A 17,546-nucleotide genomic window follows, 5' to 3' on the forward strand; every position below is an offset into this window, starting at 1 on the left:
GTCAAGATGGACGACGAAGCGATGATCGCGCGGCGCCGGGGGGCCATGACGGGCGGAACGCCGCCGCGAAGATCTCGCGGCCGGCTTGCCGACGAGGTGTACGACACGCTGCTCGGACAGCTGATGTCGCTACGGATCGAGCCTGGCTCCCGCGTCACGATCGACGTCCTGGCGCGAGAGCTGGGGGTCTCGCAGACGCCGATCCGAGACGCTCTGAACCGCATGGAGGCCGAGGGCCTGGTCGTGCGTGTGCCCCATGCCGGCTATCGCATTCCCCCCCAAATCACCCGCCAGCGATTCGAGGACATGCTTGAGCTCCGCCTGCTCCTCGAGCCGGCAGCGGCACGCAGATCCGCCGAACACGCATCCCTGAAGCAGGTAGCCGGTCTGCGACGAATGCTGGAGGAGATGGCGGAGCTGGAGGGGGGCAACGGGCTCATGGCCTATGGCGCCTTCGGGCTACGCGACGCCGCCTTTCACGATCTCGTCGCCCTGAGCGCGGAGAACCAGGTCATCCGCGAAGCGCTCGCTCGCCTGCACACGCACGTGCACCTGTTCCGGCTTCTCCACGACACCCAGGTCACTCACTTGGCCATGGCCGAGCACGAAGAGGTTCTGGCCGCGATCGCCGCGCGCGACTCCGACGCCGCCGCCTACGCCATGCGTCGGCACATCCTGCTGTCCGGCGAGCGGTTCCGACGGTTGTTCGACGAAGTCAAGGGCTCGGACGGAATGGCGGTAAAGGCTTGACGGGCGGGCTGGGCCGAGGAATGCTAACGCAATCGGATCGGATCGGATCGGATCCACCTCACCCGCCTCAGATGCGAGGAGAAGCAGGTGCCCAGAGCGCTGCTCCTTACCGGCGACGCCGCCGAGGAGCTCGACACCATGTATCCCTACTATCGCGTGCAGGAGGGCGGCTGGGACGTTGACGTCTCGTCACGGACGATGCGTGACGTTCAGCTGGTCATCCACGAGTTCGACCCCAACTCCGACGCCTACGTGGAGAAGAACGGCCGGAAGCTGCCGGTCGACGTGCCCTGGGCCGAGGTCGACGTCGAGCGCTATGACGCCCTCATCATCCCTGGGGGACGTGCCCCCGAGTGGATCCGGGTCGACGCCGACGTCAGGCGCATCACCGAGCATTTCTTCGCGCGCAACCTCCCGATCGCGCTGGTGTGCCACGGCGCGCAGGTTCCGGCCGTGTACGGGCTGCTGAAGGGCCGGAAGACGGCGTGCTTCCCGCCCATCACCGGTGACATGGAGAACGCGGGCGCGACGGTCATCGACGCTCCCGACGTCGTCGACGGCAACCTCGTCTCCTGCCGCGGATGGCCCGACATGCCGCAGTTCGGCAGGGTCATGATGGAGGTCTTCTCGAAGTCCATCGGCTCCGCATCGGCATGAGCACACCTGGCCTGTCCCGGTGACGACACTTCGGACCGTCACAGTCGACGGCTCCCCCGTCCACATCCTGGAGAGCGGCACCGGGCCTGCGGTGCTGATGCTGCACGGCTCCGGACCCGGTACGACCGGATCCGGAGCCTGGGCGACGACGGCACAGGCGCTGGGCCCGTCCTGGCACGTGGTGGCTCCTGACCAGGCGGGGTTCGGCCGTACACCGATCCCGGAGGGCTCCAGGGGTGGGCTCCGGCTGTGGACGGAGCAGGCCGCGGGCCTGATGGATACTCTCGGTGTCGAGCACTACGCCGTGGTGGGTCACTCCATGGGCGGTGCCGTGGCGCTGGCGTTGGCGGCCGCGCGTCCCGAGCAGGTCACCCGTGTCGTGGCGGTCTCGACGATGGGCGCCCCCGGGGCGCCGCTGTCCGCCGGGCTCGACGCGGTCTGGGCCGCCCCCGCCGGCCCACTCGGGGCACGAGACATGTTGAGTCGCCTCGTCTTCGACCAAGCGCTCGTGACCGAGTCGGCCGTCGCCGCCCGTGCAGCCGCGATGCGAGCGGGGGCGGCCGCATACGCGTCGTTGTTCCCTCCACCCAGGGCACGTTGGGCCGATGACCTCACCCTCTCGGCGCAAACGCTGGCAGGGATCCGCGCGCCCGTGCTGCTCGTCCACGGCGCCGATGACCGAGTCACCCCGCTCGGGACGGCAGCCCTGCCCCTGCTCGAACACCTGGCCGATGTCCGTCTGCACGTGTTCGGCCGATGCGGGCACGTGCCGGCGCTCGAGCACCCGCACGACTTCAGGCGGCTCCTGTCGTGTTTCCTCGGCCGGGAACGAGGTCACTGATTGCTGCGACAGGTCCGCAGCCCGTGCTCAAGCAGATCAGCATGGAGCAGGCGTGATCCGCGCAACGACAGGACCGCGATCGTGCAGTCGCGCTGCTGGGTGGGAAGAACCAGAGGTGGATTTTCACCTCGATCGCTCAGCGAGGGGATGCGGTGACGCCCTGCCGCCTGTACGTTCTCCCTGCCGCAGCCGCGCCGACGGCCGTGATCATGCGCCGTGGGCCGTCGGCGTGGTGGCACCTGCTGGCATGGGATCTGCAGTCCGGTGAGCTGAGCTCCGGCGCGTGGCTGCGCGGGATGCTCTATCCCGGCCGCAGTGCCCTCTCGCCGGACGGGAAGCTGCTCGGGTACTTCGCGCTCGGCCACGGGCGGCACCCGTGGGACACCTACTTCGCCGTGTCGAAGACCCCCTGGCTCACCGCGCTCGCCGCCTGGCACACCCACGGCACCTGGACGGGCGGGTGCGAGTTCGCCGCCGACAACAGCCTGACGATCTCCGCGTCCATGGACGAGCGCCCATTTCACGGCCGCTATCCATACGGCGCCACGGTAGGGACCCTGACCCGCCGCCGTGACGGATGGCGGCCCCTGACGGGAGCGTCGGGACTCCTGCGGCGCGTCCAGCCGGGTGGCGAGCACGCACTGATCACCGCGCGTACCGGGAGCCCACACTACCTGCGTGAGGACGCCGAGGGCGGGCGCACGCCGCTGCCCGAGGCGGCCTGGGCCGACTGGGATGGCCGGGGGCGATTGCTCGTGGCCACCCACCAGGGCGCCGTGAAGATCGTCGAGCGGCGGTCCGGCACCTGGGTGGAGACCTGGTCCCGCGATCTGAACGGCCTGACCCCTGCGCCGGCACCGTCCCCGTCCTGGGCCCGGGCCTGGTAACTACTGCGGGACGGTGACCGTGACCTGCCAGCCGTGCGGCGCGGGCCCGGCCTCCCAGCTCTTCGGTACGTGCCGGCGACACGGTCGTCGTCCATGCCGTCGGACCCGACTCGCCGCTGTACGGGGGACGGTGGCGGAGCGTGCCGACCCGGGCGAACCGGCAGCCGGCGGGGGCTACTCCCGGGCTCAGGGGGCCCTTTCGGTCCGCTGCTCATCAGATCCGATGCCGTCGAGGAGCCACGCCAGGCCGAGGGCGAAACTGGTGTCCCAGTCGCTGTCCCCGGTGAGCGGCCCATGCGTGGCGAGCACGGGGTATCGGTCGCGGTTGTCACGCAGGAATTCCCGCGCGGCCTGCCGTGGCGCATCCTCCTCCTGGGCCGTCCAGGTCGCCTGCATGAGCGCCGAACCGATGACGTAGTTGGACAGGCCGTACGCGGCGGCGGTCAGGTGCGGCTCGGTGACCCCGGCACCTACGAGAGTGGCGTACAGGAACTCACTGCGGGCGAGCACGTTGGGGCCCAGCATGGGACGGCCGAGCAGCGCCGCCGACCAGGGATGTTCGAGCAGGACCGCACGCCATCCGCTGATCAGCGCGGTGACGCCCGCGCGCCAGTCCTGAGCGCCCGGGCGCGGGATCTCCACCGCCGCGAAGATCGCGTCCAGGGCCAGGTCGAGGACGTCGTCCTTGGTCTTCACATGCCAGTAGAGCGTCGTCGAGCCGGTGCCGAGGCGCTCGGCGAGCCGCCGCATGGTCAGCCGGCCGGCGCCCTCCTCGTCCAGGAGAGCCACGGCCTCGCGCACGATTCGGTCGCGACTGAGCGGCGGCGCCTCGCGCGCCGCCCGCGCGGGCCGCCGCAGCCACACGTCCCCTGCCGACCCCGAGTGTTTCGCCGCCATCTCGCCCTCCTGATCGTTCTCAGGCGAGTCTAGTATGGTGTTCGAGCACTGGATCAATGATCCGGTCACCAGAACGTCGATCCGGCCGCGAGGGCCCGGACCGGCGGGGAGGAGCGCGGTGGCGGGACATGTCGAGGTCGACCGGCTCACCTACGTGCTGCCGGACGGGCGACTGCTTCTTCACGAGGTGTCGTTCCGCGTCGGTGACGGCGTCAAGGCGGGGTTGGTCGGGCCGAACGGCGCGGGCAAGACCACCCTGCTGCGACTGATCGCCGGAGATCTGCGGCCGGACGACGGCCGGGTCAGCCGCTCGGGCGGTCTGGGGGTGATGCGGCAGTTCATCGGCGGCGTCCGGGACGACCGGACCCTGCACGCCCTGTTGCTGTCCGCGGCCCCCGACCGGGTCCGCGCCGCCGCGGCCGAGTTGGCGCGGGCGGAGGCGGCGCTGGCGGCACGCGACGACGAGGCGGCGCAACTGGCGTACGCGCAGGCGATCAGCGACTACGCCGACGCCGGCGGCTACGACATGGAGGTGGTGTGGGACACGTGCACGACAGTGGCTCTCGGCCTGCCCTATGACGTGGTGCGCGGCCGGCCGGTGGGCACCCTGTCGGGTGGCGAGCAGAAACGCCTCGTTCTGGAGGCCCTGCTGCGCGGCCCGGATCAGGTGCTGCTGCTGGACGAGCCGGACAACTACCTCGACGTGCCCGCCAAGCGATGGCTGGAGGATCAGCTGCGCGCCACCGCCAAGACCGTGCTGCTGGTCTCGCACGATCGGCAGCTGCTGGCCGACGCCATGGACCGGATCGTGACCGTGGAGTCGCGCGGCGTCTGGGTCCACGGAGGAGGCTTCGCCACGTACGCCGAGGGCAGGCGGAATCGGATCGACCGGCTGGAGGAGCGGCGGCGCCGCTGGGACGAGGAGCACACCAAGCTCAAGCGCCTGGTGCAGACCCTGCGGCAGACGGCGGCCAACAACGACGCGCTGGCCTCCGCCTACCGGGCCGCCCGCACACGGCTGGAGCGGTTCGAGGAAGCCGGCCCACCCGAGCGCCCGCCCAGGCCGCAGAACGTGCGGATGCGGCTGCGCGGCGGCCGGACCGGCAAACGCGCCGTGATCTGCGAAGCCCTGGAGCTCACCGGGCTGATGCGGCCGTTCGACGCCGAAATCCGATACGGCGAGCGCGTCGGCGTCCTCGGCTCCAACGGCTCGGGCAAATCACATTTCCTGCGGTTGCTGGCCGAAGCGGCGGACGGCGCGGTGCCCTCCATCCGCCACAGCGGTTCCGTACGGCTGGGCGCCCGGGTGGTGCCCGGCCACTTCGCGCAGACCCACGTCAGGCCGGAACTCCACGGCCGGACGCCCGCCGAAGTGGTGCTGGCCGGGCGTGCCCTCACTCTCAACGAGGCCATGGCGGCGCTCGCGCGCTACGAGCTCGCGCCGGCCGCAGGCCAGCGGTTCGAGACGTTGTCCGGTGGACAGCAGGCCCGGCTGCAGATCCTGCTGCTTGAGCTGTCTGGGGCCACCTTGCTGCTGCTCGACGAACCGACCGACAACCTCGACCTCGCCAGCGCCGAGGCCCTGCAGCAGGGCCTCGCGTCCTTCGCCGGAACTGTGCTGGCCGTCACCCATGACCGCTGGTTCGCCGCCGACTTCGACCGTTTCCTCATCTTCGGCGCCGACGGAGCCGTCTACGAGAGCGCCGCCCCCGTATGGGGTTAGCGCAGGTCAGCAGTGACAGCGAAGGTGCTAGGCGTCCCGCGTGCGCAGGAGCAGGGCGCCGGCCGACAGCGCCACGACGGCCCACCCGGCGGTCACGCCGAGACCGGCCCAGGGGCTGACGGGCAGGCTGCGGAGATTGGTGGTGGCCTGGACGGCGAGCCCGGCGCTCATCGGTGCGATCTTCTGGAGCAGGCGCTGCCAGTACGGATCGCCGACAATCTGGGACACGATCGGGACGACGTAGAGGAGGCCGAGGACGACCCCGATGCCGGTGGCGGAGTCCCGCACGGCGGTCGCGACACCGAGGCTGAGCAGGGCGATCAGCATCAGGTAGAGGACCGTCCCGGCGGCCGCTCGCAGCGTCGGCCCCTCGGCGGAGGACAGTGCCTGGCGGCCGGGGCCGGGCAGGATGAGCCACCCGGCGAGCAGCGACCCGAGAACGGCGACGGTTCCGGCGACGGCCACGACTCCGGTGAGCGTGACGGCCTTGGCCGCGAGGACGGTGACCCGCTGCGGCACCGCCGTCAGGGAGGTGCGGATCATGCCCGAGGCGTACTCACCGCTGATCACCAGCACCGCCAGGATGACGACCGGCGCCTGACCGAGATAGACGCCCATGAGGCTGAGCCTGGTCGTGTCACCTCCGCAGCCGGTGGGCGTGCAACCGGCCACCGAAGTCGCCCCGGCGCCCAGCGCCACCGTCGCCGCGACGGTGCCGAGCAGCAGCCACAGCGGGCCGGCGACGGTTCGTATCTTCGTCCATTCCGCGTGCAGGGCCGGTCTCACGCGTCCCTCCTGCGGAGCAGGACGGCGGCCACGATCAGGCTCACACCCGCGTAACCGGCCAGGACCGCGAACCCCGCCCACGGCGCCAACGGGTAATAGCCGTTGTACGGCGTATAAATGCTCGCGACCTGGTCATACCGCACAAGTGTCTGCTGGACGGCGAAGGCCGCGGCCGGCGTCACCCGGGCCAGCCAGTTGGCCACGCTCGCGGGCATGAACGGGACGGCGGTCAGGATGTAGGGCAGCACGACGGCCACGATGACGGCGGTCACCGCGCCGGCGCCGTGCCGGACGATGACGCCGACGCAGAGGGCCAGGATCGAGGCGATCGCGAGCAGCGCCGCGGTCCCGAGCGCCACCCGCAACTGGGTCGCGGGCGTCACCGGGAAGACGTACACGCCGTTGGCCCGGGCGAGCCGCTCGCCGAGCGGACCGGCGACGAGCGCGCCCGCCAGCCCGGCGACGAAGGTGACGGCCCCCAGCACGATCGCCTTGGCGGCCAGCACCCGGCTCCGTCTCGGGCCGGCGGCCAGGGTGACGTGGATCAGGTTCTCCCGGTATTCGGTGGTGATGAACAGCGCCCCCACGACGATCACCGCGACCAGCGCGGCGAACGTGCCGGTGAGGATCTCCCCGAGGGTGCCGCCGGTCGGCAGCGTCTCGCGGACGGCGGGCGCGATGTCGCCGGCGCCGGTCACCGTGAACCGGCCGCCGGATTCCGAGAACGAACCCGACGTGTTCGCCGGGTAGCCGGCGAAGCTCGGGGATCTGGCTCCCACCTGGTCACCGGTCCAGTCACCACCGGCTGCGCTTTCCTGGACGCGAAGATCCCCGAAGGTGGCCGTGGACACGCTGCCGCGCGTGCCCATGCCGTCCACGACAGGCGGAGATGCCACGAACAGCCCGACCTGTACGGTCGCTCCGAGCCCGCTCACGTGCGCGGCGCCCACCTTGATCCAGTGCGTGCCGTCGGCGGAGGCGTATCCGGTGATCGCGTCGCCCGAGCGGTCCAGCCGCAGCCTGCGGACGGCCGCGGCGGAGACGGGTCCTGGGAGGCCCGCCGTGTCGTCGACGTAGTTGTCCTGCATCCGCACGCCGTGCCCGCCGGTCACCATGATCGCCGCGTAGGGCGATCCCTGGCGGGTGCTCTCCTTGACGATGAGCCCGGCCTTCGCCCACGGCACGAGCCCGGCCCGCAGATCCCCGGGACGCTCGGGGATGCTGCTCGTGAGCGCGGAAACGGAGACGGTGACGCTGCCGTTTCCCGCCATCGGCCGGTGCACGAAGTAGAAGCTGTCGGTGACCGGTTCACCGCCCGGTCCGATCGGAACAGGTGGTGCGCCCTTCTGATCGCTGCTGACGCCGGCGAGCACGGCGAACAGCACCACCATCAGCGCCGCCACCACCATGCCGGTCACCCAGCCCGCGACCGTGCGGAACTTGGTCCATTCCGCGTGCAGCGACTGGAGGAAGCCGTCGTGCCCGGCCCGTTGGCTGGGCTGGCGAGTCGTAACGGCCGGGGTCACCGTGAGACCTCGCTGGGCGTGGCGGCGCGGAACTCGACCGCCTCGCGGGTGAGCTCGAGGTAGACGTCCTCAAGGGTGGCGCGGTGCGCCGACACCTCGGAGAACGGCACCGCGCTCGCGTTGAGCAGCGTCACGATCCGGTCCGCGGGCAGGCCGGAGACGGCCACGGTGTCGCGGCCGATGGCCGCCACGGTCGCGCCGGCCTGCGCGAGCACGCTCATCGCGTGCGTCACGGCCGTGGTGCGCAGCGTCACCCGGCCCGCGGAGACGGCCGCGATCAGCTCGGCCACGCCGGCGTCGGCGATGACCTTGCCACGCCCCACGACGACGAGGTGATCGGCCGTGTCCTGCACCTCGCTCATCAGGTGGCTGGAGACCAGCACGGCGCGGCCCGCAGCGGCCAGCGACCGCAGGAATCCGCGCATCCAGATGATGCCGTCGGGGTCCATGCCGTTGAACGGCTCATCCAGCATGATGTTCGGCGGGTCACCCAGCAGAGCCGCGGCGATCCCGAGCCGCTGGCGCATGCCAAGCGAGTAGCCGCCGGCCCTGCGCCGGGCCGCCGAGGTCAGGCCGACCAGCTCGATCACCTCGTCGACCCGCCGCGCGGCCAAGCCCTGCGCATGCGCCAGCCACAGCAGGTGGTTGCGCCCGCTGCGGCCGGGGTGCAGCGCCGCCGCGTCCAGCAGCGAACCGACATGGTTCAGCGGGCGCCGGAGACCGAGGTAGGGCCGGCCCCCGATCAGCGCGGTGCCCTCCTCGACCGCGTCCAGGCCGAGAATCACCCGCATCGTGGTGGACTTCCCGGCCCCGTTCGGCCCCACAAAGCCGGTCACCAGCCCCGGGCGAACGGAGAAGGACATGCCGTCGAGGGCCAGGGTCGCCCCGTACCGCTTGCGCAGCCCGGTCACGACGATCCCCGGTCCGCCGCTCGCGGCGAGTTCACGGTTGGAAGATGGACTCATGCCGACGGTTGTACGCGGCACCCGGTTCCAGCCGGGTCGCAACCGCCGCGACCGCGCCGCGACCGGTGATCTGGCACCGTCAGGGATGGCTCGGCCGAGATCCGTCCGCGAACCGCACGGTGATGGACAGGCCGCCTTCGGGGCGTGCGCGGGCGGTGAGTGTGGCGTGGTGTGCTTCGCTGACCGCATGGACGATGGCGAGGCCGAGGCCGTAGCCGTCGCGCCGGCCGCTTCGATCAGCCGCCAGCTTCTGGAAGGGCTGGAAGAGGCGCGGGATCTGGTCGCCGGGAACGACCGGCCCGCTGTTGGTGACCGTAAGGGCCGCCCGCGTGCCCGAGGTCGTCGCGGTGACCTGGACGCGCCCGCCCGGGTGGTTGTGGCGGATGGCGTTGTCGACGAGGTTGGCGACGAGGCTCTCGATCAGTTTCGGGTCGCCGGCGGTGACTGCGGGCGTCAGATCTTCGGCGAGCTCGACGGCTGCCTCCGTGGCCTGGTCACGGCGGGAGGCGAGCACTCCTTCGACGACGTGGGCGAGGTCGAGGGTGTCCCAGCGGGTCACGCCGCGCTCGCTGGTGGCCAGGGCGAGCAGTGCCTGGACGAGCCGCTCCTGGTGTCCGCCGAGAGCGAGGGCCTCCCGGCAGGCCGAGCGCAGGGTGCCGGCGTCGGCGTCGGGGTCGGCGAGGGCGACCTCAAGGAGGGTGCGCTGGCCCGCGAGAGGGGTGCGCAGCTCGTGGGAGGCGTTGGCGACGAAGTGGCGTTGGGCGTCGAAGGACGCCTGCAGGCGGGCGAACAGGTCGTCAAGGGTGTGGCCGAGCTCGGTCAGCTCGTCCGTGGGCTCGCCGAGGTCGAGGCGCCGGTGCAGGTTTCCGGCGGAGATGATCTGGGCGGTGGCGGTGATGGCCCGCAGCGGATGCAGGAACCGGCCGGCGACGAACCAGCCGAGAGCCAGGGCGACGGGAATCAGAACGACCAGGGCGACGGCCGAGCCCGCGAGGAGCTGGGGCAGGCCGATCCCGGGAGGGGCCTCGGTGATCGCGCTCGATGAGGAGCGGCCCGCGGGTCTGGTGGCGTTGACGCCGGCGAGCGGCACGTCGACGAACACGAGGACGAAGACCCCGGCGGCGTAGATGCCCGCCGCGTAGGCGAGCGCGAGCCGCTTCTGCAAGGACTTCCTGGTGAGCCGCCCGGTGGTCATGGCGATCCGATGCGGTAGCCGCCTTCGCGGACGGTCTCGATAACGGGCGGGTCGCCGAGCTTGGCCCGCAATCGGTGCATGGTGTGCTTGACAGCGCTGCTGAAGGGGTCGGCGGCCTCGTCCCAGACACGTTCGAGCAGCTCCTCGGCGGAGATGACCAGGCCGGGCACGGCGAGCAGGCATTCCAGCAGGGCGAACTCCCTGGGGCTGAGGTCCAGGCGCCGGCCGGCCCGGGAGGCGATACGACGGGCCGGATCAAGGGTGATGTCCCCGCATGCCAGGGTGGGCGGGATCGGCGGGGTGGCGCGTCGGGCCAGGGCGCGGACGCGGGCGACGAGTTCGGCGAACGCGAACGGCTTGGGCAGGTAGTCGTCGGCGCCGAGGCTGAGCCCGTCGACGCGGTCCTCGATCGTGCCGGAGGCGGTGAGCATCAGTACGCGGGTCTCGCAGCGGCCGTGGGCGAGTCGCCTGCAGATCTCGTCGCCGTGGACGCCGGGCAGGTCGCGGTCGAGGATCACCACGTCGTAGCGGGTGAGGGCCAGGCGGTCGAGGGCGGCGGTTCCGTCGAGGACGACGTCGACGGCCATGCCCTCGCGGCGCAGCCCGGTCCCGATGGAGCGCGCGAGGACCTCGAAGTCCTCGACGACGAGGATCCTCACCGCCGCTCACCGCCGGCCGTCGTGCGGGCGGGGCGGCCGCGTTCAGGTGCCATGTCTCTCACGATGCCAGACCCCCGGTCGCAGCCGGGTCGCAGCCACCGCGCCCCGGCTGAGCCCGCCGCCGCCGCGATCGTCGGCGCGCGCGTCTCGACGCCTTCGCTAGGTTGTGAGGATGCGGAGATTCGCGGAGATCGAAGACCTGTCCGGACTTGTACGTCAGGCGTTCGGCTCGGGATGCCGTGTTGTCGGAGTGGACCGGTTGCGCGGGGGGAGCAAGAAGGGGGTGTACCGGGTCCACGTCGACGGAGCCGGCGTGGCCAGTGTGGTCGTGTACAGCTGGGCCGAGACGGAGAACTTCTGGCCCGCCGCGGAAGAGGCCGCCAGCGCCGGCCCGCTCGCGCCGGCGTCCGGACTGGTGCCTTTCCTGGCCGCGCAGCGGAGCCTGGACAGGCTGGGAGTGCGGGTTCCGCGACTACTCCTGGCCGACGACAGCCGACACCGCTATCGGGCCGATGGCGCCGTGGTCGAGGATGTCGGTGGCGGCACGCTCGAGGGGCTCTTCGAAACCGATCCCGCGCGCGCGGCGGCCGCCCTGGGCGACCTCGCCGGGATGCTCACGGTGATGCACCGCCACCACTGCCCCCAGTACGGCCGGGTCGACCTGCTGGAGCAGGGCGTCACAACGGGCGGCGCCTCGTGCGAGGCTCTGGTGCTCGAACGTGCCTTGCGGGATCTGGAGGAGGCAGCGGACCGGGACGGCAGGATAGCGGCAGAAGCCGGGGCGTTGGGCGACCGGCTGCGGGAACTGGCTGCGCGGGTGGCCCCCCGCGCGGAGTACGGGCTGATCCACGGAGAGCTGGGTCCTGATCACGTCCTGGTCGACGGTGACGGGCACGCCGTATTGATCGACATCGAGGGCCTGATGTACTTCGACGTGGAGTGGGAGCACGTCTTCCTCCAGCTCCGCTTCGGTGAGCGATACGGGGCACTGTCCCAGCCCGGTCTCGATCCGCAACGCCTCGATCTGTTCATGCTCGCGATGCGCCTGTCGCTGGTGGCCGGTCCGCTGCGCCTCCTCGACGGAGACTTCCCCGACCGGTCGTTCATGCGGTCGATCGCCGAGCACAACGCCGTTGAGGCGCTGGCGCTCCTACCGTGAAACCGCTATGCGGCCTGCGAACGCCACGACGCGGCTGGTGAAGGCCATGAGTCTCGCCATGGGGGACCGGCGGGGTGCCAGCCAGTCGGCGATGTCGGCGACCACGGCCGCGTCGACGTGCCCCGGCACCTCGTAGTCCGCGGGCGTCGACGGCCCCGAGCCGGGGAAGAACAGATGGTCGTCGGCCTCGTAGACGCGGATGGTGACGTCGGGCCGGTGCGCGAGGCCCGCCTGCCAGCCCGCCAGGTCGTCGGCCACGGTCACCTGATAGTCGCGTCCACCTTGGAGGATGAGCATCGGCTTGTCCAGGGTGGCCGCGGTCGCCACCGGGTCGTAATCGCGGAGGTCCAGCCAGTACGCCCCCGAGTAACCGAACGGCAGTTCCGCGGCAGGAGTGGCCGCCGACAGGTGAGGGCTGTCGACGCGTGCGGCCTGCCGGGTGATCGTCTCGACGGCGGCCTGGGCGGCCGGTCCGGGATCGACCGTGGCCAGATGGCGGACGACGCGCACGGCGGCTCGGTGCATGGGCTCGGTGTCCGCGGCCAGGAGCACCAGTCCCGCCACCGACGGCTCGGCGGCGGCGACCCGCGGAGCGACCTTGCCGCCCATGCTGTGGCCCGCGATGTGCACCCTCGATCCGTCGATGGCCGGGTGATTCCGGAGCAGGTGCACGGCCGCGACGGCGTGCGGAACGTACTCGTCCCTCATCGTGAAGTCCGGCCGTGCCGCCGCCTGGCCGGCGTGGGCGCAGGTCACCTTGTCGAAGCGCAGCACCGCGACACCGCGGCCGGCCAGCCCCCAGGCCAGGTCCTTGAGCGGCTTGTTGGGGCCGCTCGTCCCGTCCCGGTCGAACGGCCCGCCGCCGCCGAGCAGCACCACGCCGGGCCATGGCCCACGCCCACGCGGCACGCTCAGCGTGCCGGGGACCGCCAGCGAGCCGGAGCCCACGGTGACCTCGCACTCGTCGAACCTCCTGCGGCGAACGTAGGGCGGCGGCGTCCACCGCGCGGTGAGTGCGGGCGCCAGCCGCAGGCCCTGCAGCAGTCCGGCATCGTCGACCGACATGACCACCGTCACGCCGCCGCGCTCACACGTCACCGGTACGCTCACCCGGACCAGCCCCGCCCTGACCGGCTCGCTCACCGGCGCCCCGAGCGCGGACACCGCCCCGGCCCTGGCGATCAGGCTCTCCCAGTCGACGCGCAGCGTCTGCGCGGACACCACGGCACGCAGCGGCGCGGCGAACCTTTCCTCGACCTCCGCGAAACGCCCATGGCGCGTCAGCTCGACCACCGCCACGGCGATCGCCGCCGGGTCCATTCCCACCATCATGCCAGGGCCACCCTTCTACTATTTTGCGAACGGTAGCATGGCATGAGAATGTCGACCGGTGGACACCTTGGAACTGCTGGCGCACCCGGTCCGGCTGCGCATCGTGCACGCGATGTGCGGCGGGCGGCAACTCACCACCACCCAGCTGTGCGCCCGGATCCCCGACGTCTCGAAGGCGATGGTCTATCGGCACGTCGACCTGCTCGTGGACCACGGAGTCCTGGAAGTGGCGGGGGAGAGGCGGGTGCGGGGGGCGGTGGAACGCCGCTACCGGCTCCGCCATGCCCGCACCGCCGTCGACCCCGAGGCGCTGGCGGCCATGTCGCCCGACGACCATCGGCGCGTGTTCGCCACCTCGGTGGCCGTCCTGGTCGCCGAGTTCAACGCTTATCTCGACCGTCAGGACGCCGACCCGGTGGCGGATCTCGTCGGCTACCGGCAGCACGCCGTCTGGCTCAGCCGCGACGAACTGGAGAAAACGATCAGTGAGTTGCGTCGCGTGATCTGGCCGCTGCTCGCCAACCAGCCGACGCCGGATCGCTCGCAGTACCTGCTCAGCCCCATCTTCTTCCCGGTCGAGCCGCCGCCCACAGACTCAGGGTCAGCACGGACTGAGGACGAGTAAGCGAGGTCGCGGAACGAGGCGGCGATCACTTCCTGATCGATGCGATGAAGTTGCGCAGCCGCCTCGCCTCTTCGGAATCGCCGATCCCGCCGAGCTGGAGTCCTCCGGCGATGCGCCTGATCCGCCATCCGGGGAGAACCACCGCGGCGCGATACAGCGCGGTGAGGGTGGCGGGCTCGGGGTCGAAGGTCCTGCCCCGCATGTACGAGATCAGCACGTCGGCGAGATACCGCTGGGTCTCGATCGTGACGCGTCCCGCCGGCTGCCCGAAGAAACCGATGATCAACGGGATCACGGTCTCCGTGGACTTCACGATCTGGGCCGCGAACGCGCAGTACGACGCCACGATGCTGTTCCGATACCGCGCGATGCGGGCATGCTCCTCGTCCCTGAGGAGCTTCAGTGCCTCCAGGTGTTCCCTGACCCGGTCGACCGTCAGCGCGGCGAGATCGACCTGCGTCTCGCTCGGCACCGTCGCGCCGGGTGGCGTGCTGGTCGCCAGGTGGCCGAACGCGTAGAAGTACTCGACCATCGACTCCTTCGGCTCGTGGCCGGTGTTGATCCGCACGAACTTCCCGGAGACGTCGCCGACCCTCGGGATGTCGCCGACGTAGGACGTCCGCAGGAACGAGAAGCTGTCACGCCAGTCGATCGTGACGAGCTTCTTGAACAGCTCGTCGACGTCGCCGGTGGGCGTCGACCGCATGAGCAGGGGGATGCCCTCCACGTACGGAGTCCCCTGCCTGAGATCCGACCGGCCGATCGGCCAGCAGAACTCGTCCACGAACTTGGCGTTCCTGGCGGCGCTGCGCACCAGCTCCAGCTCGTCGCGATGTCCGTGCCTGAGCATGTGCACCACGAGCTGCGACTCGTCGTGCCGGATGAAATCGAGGTTGAGGTCCTGCAGCAGCGCCTCCGACCGCGCGTACGCGGACTCGAGGTTGCCCTTCATCGACAGCATCGTGAGATCACCGGCGGCCACCTTGCCCGTGCCGAACGAGGCGTACTTCTGGAAGCTCTTGCACAGGAAGACCTCCAGGCGGCCGTCGGCGACGGCGTCCTTCAGGCGGTCGAGGAGCACTTCGAGCTGGGTCTTGCCGCCGGGCGATTCCGGCGCGACCTCGATGGTGGAGTCGACGATCAGCGCGAACGGCGCCTCACCCTTCTTGTACGTCTCCAGGCGCTTCAGCACGTCGGACGCGAGCCCTTCCGCCGATGGCACGACGGCCGGTGTGCTCGGGTTCAGGGCCGCGATCAGGACGTCCTTGCGGGGCGAGGCGGTCTCGCCCTTCTTGAGTTTGCCGAGCAGCTCCCCGGTCTCGTAGTAGTCGATCTCCTCGGTGGAACGCGCGACATCCTCGTGGTGCCGTGACGCCAGCGCGATGTAGACCGCCGTCCCGAGCGCGTCCATGCCACTCGTCATGAGGTGGCTGCTGAGCTCGATCCGCTCCTTCTCGACCAGCGGCCTGATGCTCGGCGCCCGCTCCAGCAGGACGTTCCGCATCGTCTTCCGATAGTCGCTCCACGTGTAGTACTTGCCCACGGCGACCACGATGCCGATCTCGTCCATCATCAGGTCGACCGCGCGCATCGCCACCGACGGGTTGGCCTCGTTCTCCACGACGATGCCGATCAGCCGGCTCAGCGAGGCCAGGGCGTTGGCGGTCAGCGCGTCGAAGCGCGACGGGCCGAGCTTGTCGGTGAGGCCCAGCACCAGGTGCTCGACCATGGCGCACACCGGCGCCAGCTCCCTTTTGCCGCGCGCCATCTCCTGCAGGCGGGAGAACGGGCTGCACGTGATGAGCTGTATGAGGTCGGCCTGGGTGTCGACCGTGTAGTCCGGAAGCGGCGCGGTGTTCTCCGCGTCGATGAGCTCGTAGAGCTGGTACGCCGAGGGCGTCGCGCCGAGCTCCCGCAGAACGTGGTCCCAGTCGATGCTTGTGATCTTGTCGGTGCCGCTCAGCACGCTGACGCCCGACGTTCCCACGAGCGGTCTGACGGCGAGCTTGGTCAGCTCCTCCTCACTCAGAATCATCCTGAGTTTGTGCAGCACACGCGGGCTGTTGACCAGCCGGTCTCCCGGGCCCGGCTTCTCCCGCACCTGCAGCCTCTCCACGAACTTCTGCGCGGACGACCGGAAGTTCGTGCGCCAGTAGGTGACCGCGCTCTCGTTCTGGGCCCACAGTCCGCCCTTGTCGGCGCGCTGGGTCTGCGCCGCGCGGAACCCGATCTGCTCGACGATGTGCTCCTGCGTCGTCCCCTGCACCTTCACCGTCTTGGCGACGTCGGCGCGGCGAGTCTTCGAGTACGACGTGTCGCTGCGGCCGATGGAGTTGACGAGCCGGAGCACCTCGCCGAGGTGGCCGATCGACGACGCGTCGCGGACATCGTCGACGTGTTCCGCGAGCTCGACCAGGTCGACGGTGACTTTGCCCGCCGCGGCGAGGTCGAGGGCGTCGAGTGTCCGCCAGTCGCGGCCGCCCTCGGTCTTCTCGGGCAGCTTCTCGGAGACCTCCGGCTCCAGGAGATCGAGGCGGTGGCGCACGTCGTCGTGCTGCGGCACCGCCTGCTTCTTCGGCGTCTCCTGCGTGGCCAGCGGAACCGCGGCGGTCTCTCTCAGGAAGCCGAGGGCGATGTCGCCGCCGAGTTCGGTCGCCAGGAGCCGCGACATCGCGCTCCGCTCGCGCGCCGAGCGCTTGGCCAGCGTCTGCGCGATCAGGGCCACGGACGCGAGCGTCCTGGTCGGGTTCGTGCCTACTTCCAGCTCCTTCGCCACCGCTTTCGCGGTGCTCGTGTCCGGCTTCGCGGCGAACGCGTGCCAGCTTTCCGGCAATGTCGCGCCTGTCGAAGGCTCGCTCTGCATCATCGACATGGAATTCCTCCTGGGGGGTGCATGCGCGGAGACGGTCGTACGACGAGGGCGGCGACGCCCATGATGCTGGGCCTTGGAACGTTCCGAGTCAATGGGTGTGAGCGCCCCGGCCGGCCTGGGACAGGTGTTCTCCCAGGTGCATGCGATCCCATTGATAGCGAAGTTTTCGCGAGCTTGGCCTGACGTGCGTCGCCGGTGTATGCAGAATCGGGCGATCGGGATATAGGGCGGGGGCCGTGGGCCGACAAGGGCGGGGCGACGGGCACGATAGGAGTGTGGAGCTGGTCGGACGGGTGGCGGAGTGCGCTCTCCTCGATCAGATGATCGCGGCTGTCCGCATGGGAGAGAGCCGCGTGCTCGTCGTGCACGGCGCGCCCGGGGTCGGGAAGTCGGCGCTGCTGGAGTATGTGGAGAGCTCGGCGACCGGCATGCGGGTGCTGCGCGCGGCCGGTGTCGAGTCCGAGATGGAACTGGCCTTCGCCACCTTGCACCAGTTATGTGCGCCGCTGCTGGATCGGCGGGCGAACCTTCCCGCGCCGCGGCGCGAGGCGCTGGAGACGGTGTTCGGGATGCGAGGGGGAACGCCGCCTCAACGGTTCCTGGTCGGGCTGGCGGTGCTGAGTTTGCTGTCGGACGCTTCGGAAGGGAGTCCGCTGCTCTGTGTGATCGATG

The 17,546-nt window shown here is 70.7% G+C and carries 16 protein-coding genes; 8 read left to right on the top strand and 8 right to left on the bottom strand.

The genetic code is table 11. The features are described 5' to 3' along the window. The first annotated feature begins 6 nt into the window (after positions 1–6). From JOL79_RS10590 to JOL79_RS10605, 4 genes are all read left to right on the top strand, one after another. On the top strand, positions 7–750 hold the full coding sequence (locus JOL79_RS10590; protein ID WP_210155543.1) for a GntR family transcriptional regulator: 744 nt from the start codon (positions 7–9) through the stop codon (positions 748–750). A gap of 87 nt (positions 751–837) precedes the next feature. Then, positions 838–1,407 (top strand): DJ-1/PfpI family protein, encoded by a 570-nt coding sequence (locus JOL79_RS10595; RefSeq protein WP_210155544.1) that lies wholly within the window; start codon positions 838–840, stop codon positions 1,405–1,407. Between the two features lie 19 nt (positions 1,408–1,426). Continuing rightward, positions 1,427–2,248 carry an alpha/beta fold hydrolase gene (locus JOL79_RS10600; RefSeq protein WP_210155545.1) on the top strand — a complete coding sequence of 274 codons (822 nt, stop codon included), beginning with the start codon at positions 1,427–1,429 and terminating at the stop codon, positions 2,246–2,248. 152 nt (positions 2,249–2,400) lie between these two features. Further along, complete coding sequence (locus JOL79_RS10605) at positions 2,401–3,135, top strand: hypothetical protein (RefSeq protein ID WP_210155546.1); 735 nt, start codon at positions 2,401–2,403, stop codon at positions 3,133–3,135. A 186-nt stretch (positions 3,136–3,321) separates the two neighbouring features. Here JOL79_RS10605 and JOL79_RS10610 read toward each other — a convergent pair whose 3' ends face one another. Continuing rightward, a complete protein-coding gene (locus tag JOL79_RS10610; protein ID WP_210155547.1) occupies positions 3,322–4,032 on the bottom strand; it encodes a TetR/AcrR family transcriptional regulator in 711 nt (236 codons plus the stop codon). Between the two features lie 118 nt (positions 4,033–4,150). On the opposite strand from JOL79_RS10610, the gene JOL79_RS10615 reads away from it, so the two are divergent. Then, the gene (locus JOL79_RS10615; protein ID WP_307848472.1) at positions 4,151–5,755 is read left to right on the top strand and encodes an ABC-F family ATP-binding cassette domain-containing protein; all 1,605 of its coding nucleotides are present in this window, start codon (positions 4,151–4,153) and stop codon (positions 5,753–5,755) included. A 27-nt stretch (positions 5,756–5,782) separates the two neighbouring features. Here JOL79_RS10615 and JOL79_RS10620 read toward each other — a convergent pair whose 3' ends face one another. From JOL79_RS10620 to JOL79_RS10640, 5 genes are all read right to left on the bottom strand, one after another. Further along, complete coding sequence (locus JOL79_RS10620; protein WP_210155549.1) at positions 5,783–6,541, bottom strand: ABC transporter permease subunit; 759 nt, start codon at positions 6,539–6,541, stop codon at positions 5,783–5,785. Further along, positions 6,538–8,067, bottom strand: a complete 1,530-nt coding sequence (locus JOL79_RS10625; protein ID WP_307848473.1) for a DUF1349 domain-containing protein — start codon at positions 8,065–8,067, stop codon at positions 6,538–6,540. Before JOL79_RS10625 ends, JOL79_RS10620 begins: the two co-directional genes overlap by 4 nt. Beyond that, complete coding sequence (locus JOL79_RS10630) at positions 8,064–9,032, bottom strand: ABC transporter ATP-binding protein (RefSeq protein WP_210155550.1); 969 nt, start codon at positions 9,030–9,032, stop codon at positions 8,064–8,066. The genes JOL79_RS10625 and JOL79_RS10630 overlap by 4 nt, the downstream gene beginning before the upstream one ends. 79 nt (positions 9,033–9,111) lie before the next feature. Beyond that, a complete protein-coding gene (locus JOL79_RS10635; protein WP_210155551.1) occupies positions 9,112–10,227 on the bottom strand; it encodes a sensor histidine kinase in 1,116 nt (371 codons plus the stop codon). Beyond that, a complete protein-coding gene (locus tag JOL79_RS10640) occupies positions 10,224–10,886 on the bottom strand; it encodes a response regulator transcription factor (protein ID WP_210155552.1) in 663 nt (220 codons plus the stop codon). Before JOL79_RS10640 ends, JOL79_RS10635 begins: the two co-directional genes overlap by 4 nt. Positions 10,887–11,058: 172 nt before the next feature. Between JOL79_RS10640 and JOL79_RS10645 the strand changes: the two genes are divergently transcribed. After that, complete coding sequence (locus tag JOL79_RS10645; protein ID WP_210155553.1) at positions 11,059–12,045, top strand: phosphotransferase; 987 nt, start codon at positions 11,059–11,061, stop codon at positions 12,043–12,045. On the opposite strand, the gene JOL79_RS10650 is transcribed toward JOL79_RS10645, so the two are convergent. Then, positions 12,037–13,377: an alpha/beta hydrolase family protein gene (locus JOL79_RS10650; protein WP_230984536.1), complete on the bottom strand. Its 1,341-nt coding sequence runs from the start codon at positions 13,375–13,377 to the stop codon at positions 12,037–12,039. The two genes, JOL79_RS10645 and JOL79_RS10650, sit on opposite strands and share 9 nt — an antisense overlap. A 58-nt stretch (positions 13,378–13,435) precedes the next feature. Here JOL79_RS10650 and JOL79_RS10655 point away from each other — a divergent pair, with 58 nt between their 5' ends. Continuing rightward, positions 13,436–14,002, top strand: a complete 567-nt coding sequence (locus tag JOL79_RS10655; protein ID WP_307848474.1) for a helix-turn-helix domain-containing protein — start codon at positions 13,436–13,438, stop codon at positions 14,000–14,002. 25 nt (positions 14,003–14,027) lie between these two features. Here the strand turns inward: JOL79_RS10655 and JOL79_RS10660 are convergent, their stop codons facing one another. Then, positions 14,028–16,874, bottom strand: coding sequence for a hypothetical protein (locus tag JOL79_RS10660; RefSeq protein ID WP_210155554.1), 2,847 nt, complete (start codon positions 16,872–16,874; stop codon positions 14,028–14,030). A 275-nt stretch (positions 16,875–17,149) separates the two neighbouring features. Here JOL79_RS10660 and JOL79_RS10665 point away from each other — a divergent pair. Beyond that, positions 17,150–17,546: AAA family ATPase (locus tag JOL79_RS10665; RefSeq protein WP_307848475.1), on the top strand; the 397-nt coding region annotated here is incomplete at its 3' end.

Source organism: Microbispora oryzae (genome assembly GCF_017896165.1).
Lineage (GTDB): Bacteria > Actinomycetota > Actinomycetes > Streptosporangiales > Streptosporangiaceae > Microbispora > Microbispora oryzae.

Excerpts from the sequence above, each read along its gene's own strand:
- JOL79_RS10590 (WP_210155543.1), top strand. The coding sequence starts at position 7 with ATGGACGACGAAGCGATGATCGCGCGGCGCCGGGGGGCCATGACGGGC.
- JOL79_RS10610 (WP_210155547.1), bottom strand. The coding sequence starts at position 4,032 with ATGGCGGCGAAACACTCGGGGTCGGCAGGGGACGTGTGGCTGCGGCGG.
- JOL79_RS10630 (WP_210155550.1), bottom strand. The coding sequence starts at position 9,032 with ATGAGTCCATCTTCCAACCGTGAACTCGCCGCGAGCGGCGGACCGGGG.
- JOL79_RS10635 (WP_210155551.1), bottom strand. The coding sequence starts at position 10,227 with ATGACCACCGGGCGGCTCACCAGGAAGTCCTTGCAGAAGCGGCTCGCG.
- JOL79_RS10645 (WP_210155553.1), top strand. The coding sequence starts at position 11,059 with ATGCGGAGATTCGCGGAGATCGAAGACCTGTCCGGACTTGTACGTCAG.
- JOL79_RS10650 (WP_230984536.1), bottom strand. The coding sequence starts at position 13,377 with ATGATGGTGGGAATGGACCCGGCGGCGATCGCCGTGGCGGTGGTCGAG.
- JOL79_RS10660 (WP_210155554.1), bottom strand. The coding sequence starts at position 16,874 with ATGTCGATGATGCAGAGCGAGCCTTCGACAGGCGCGACATTGCCGGAA.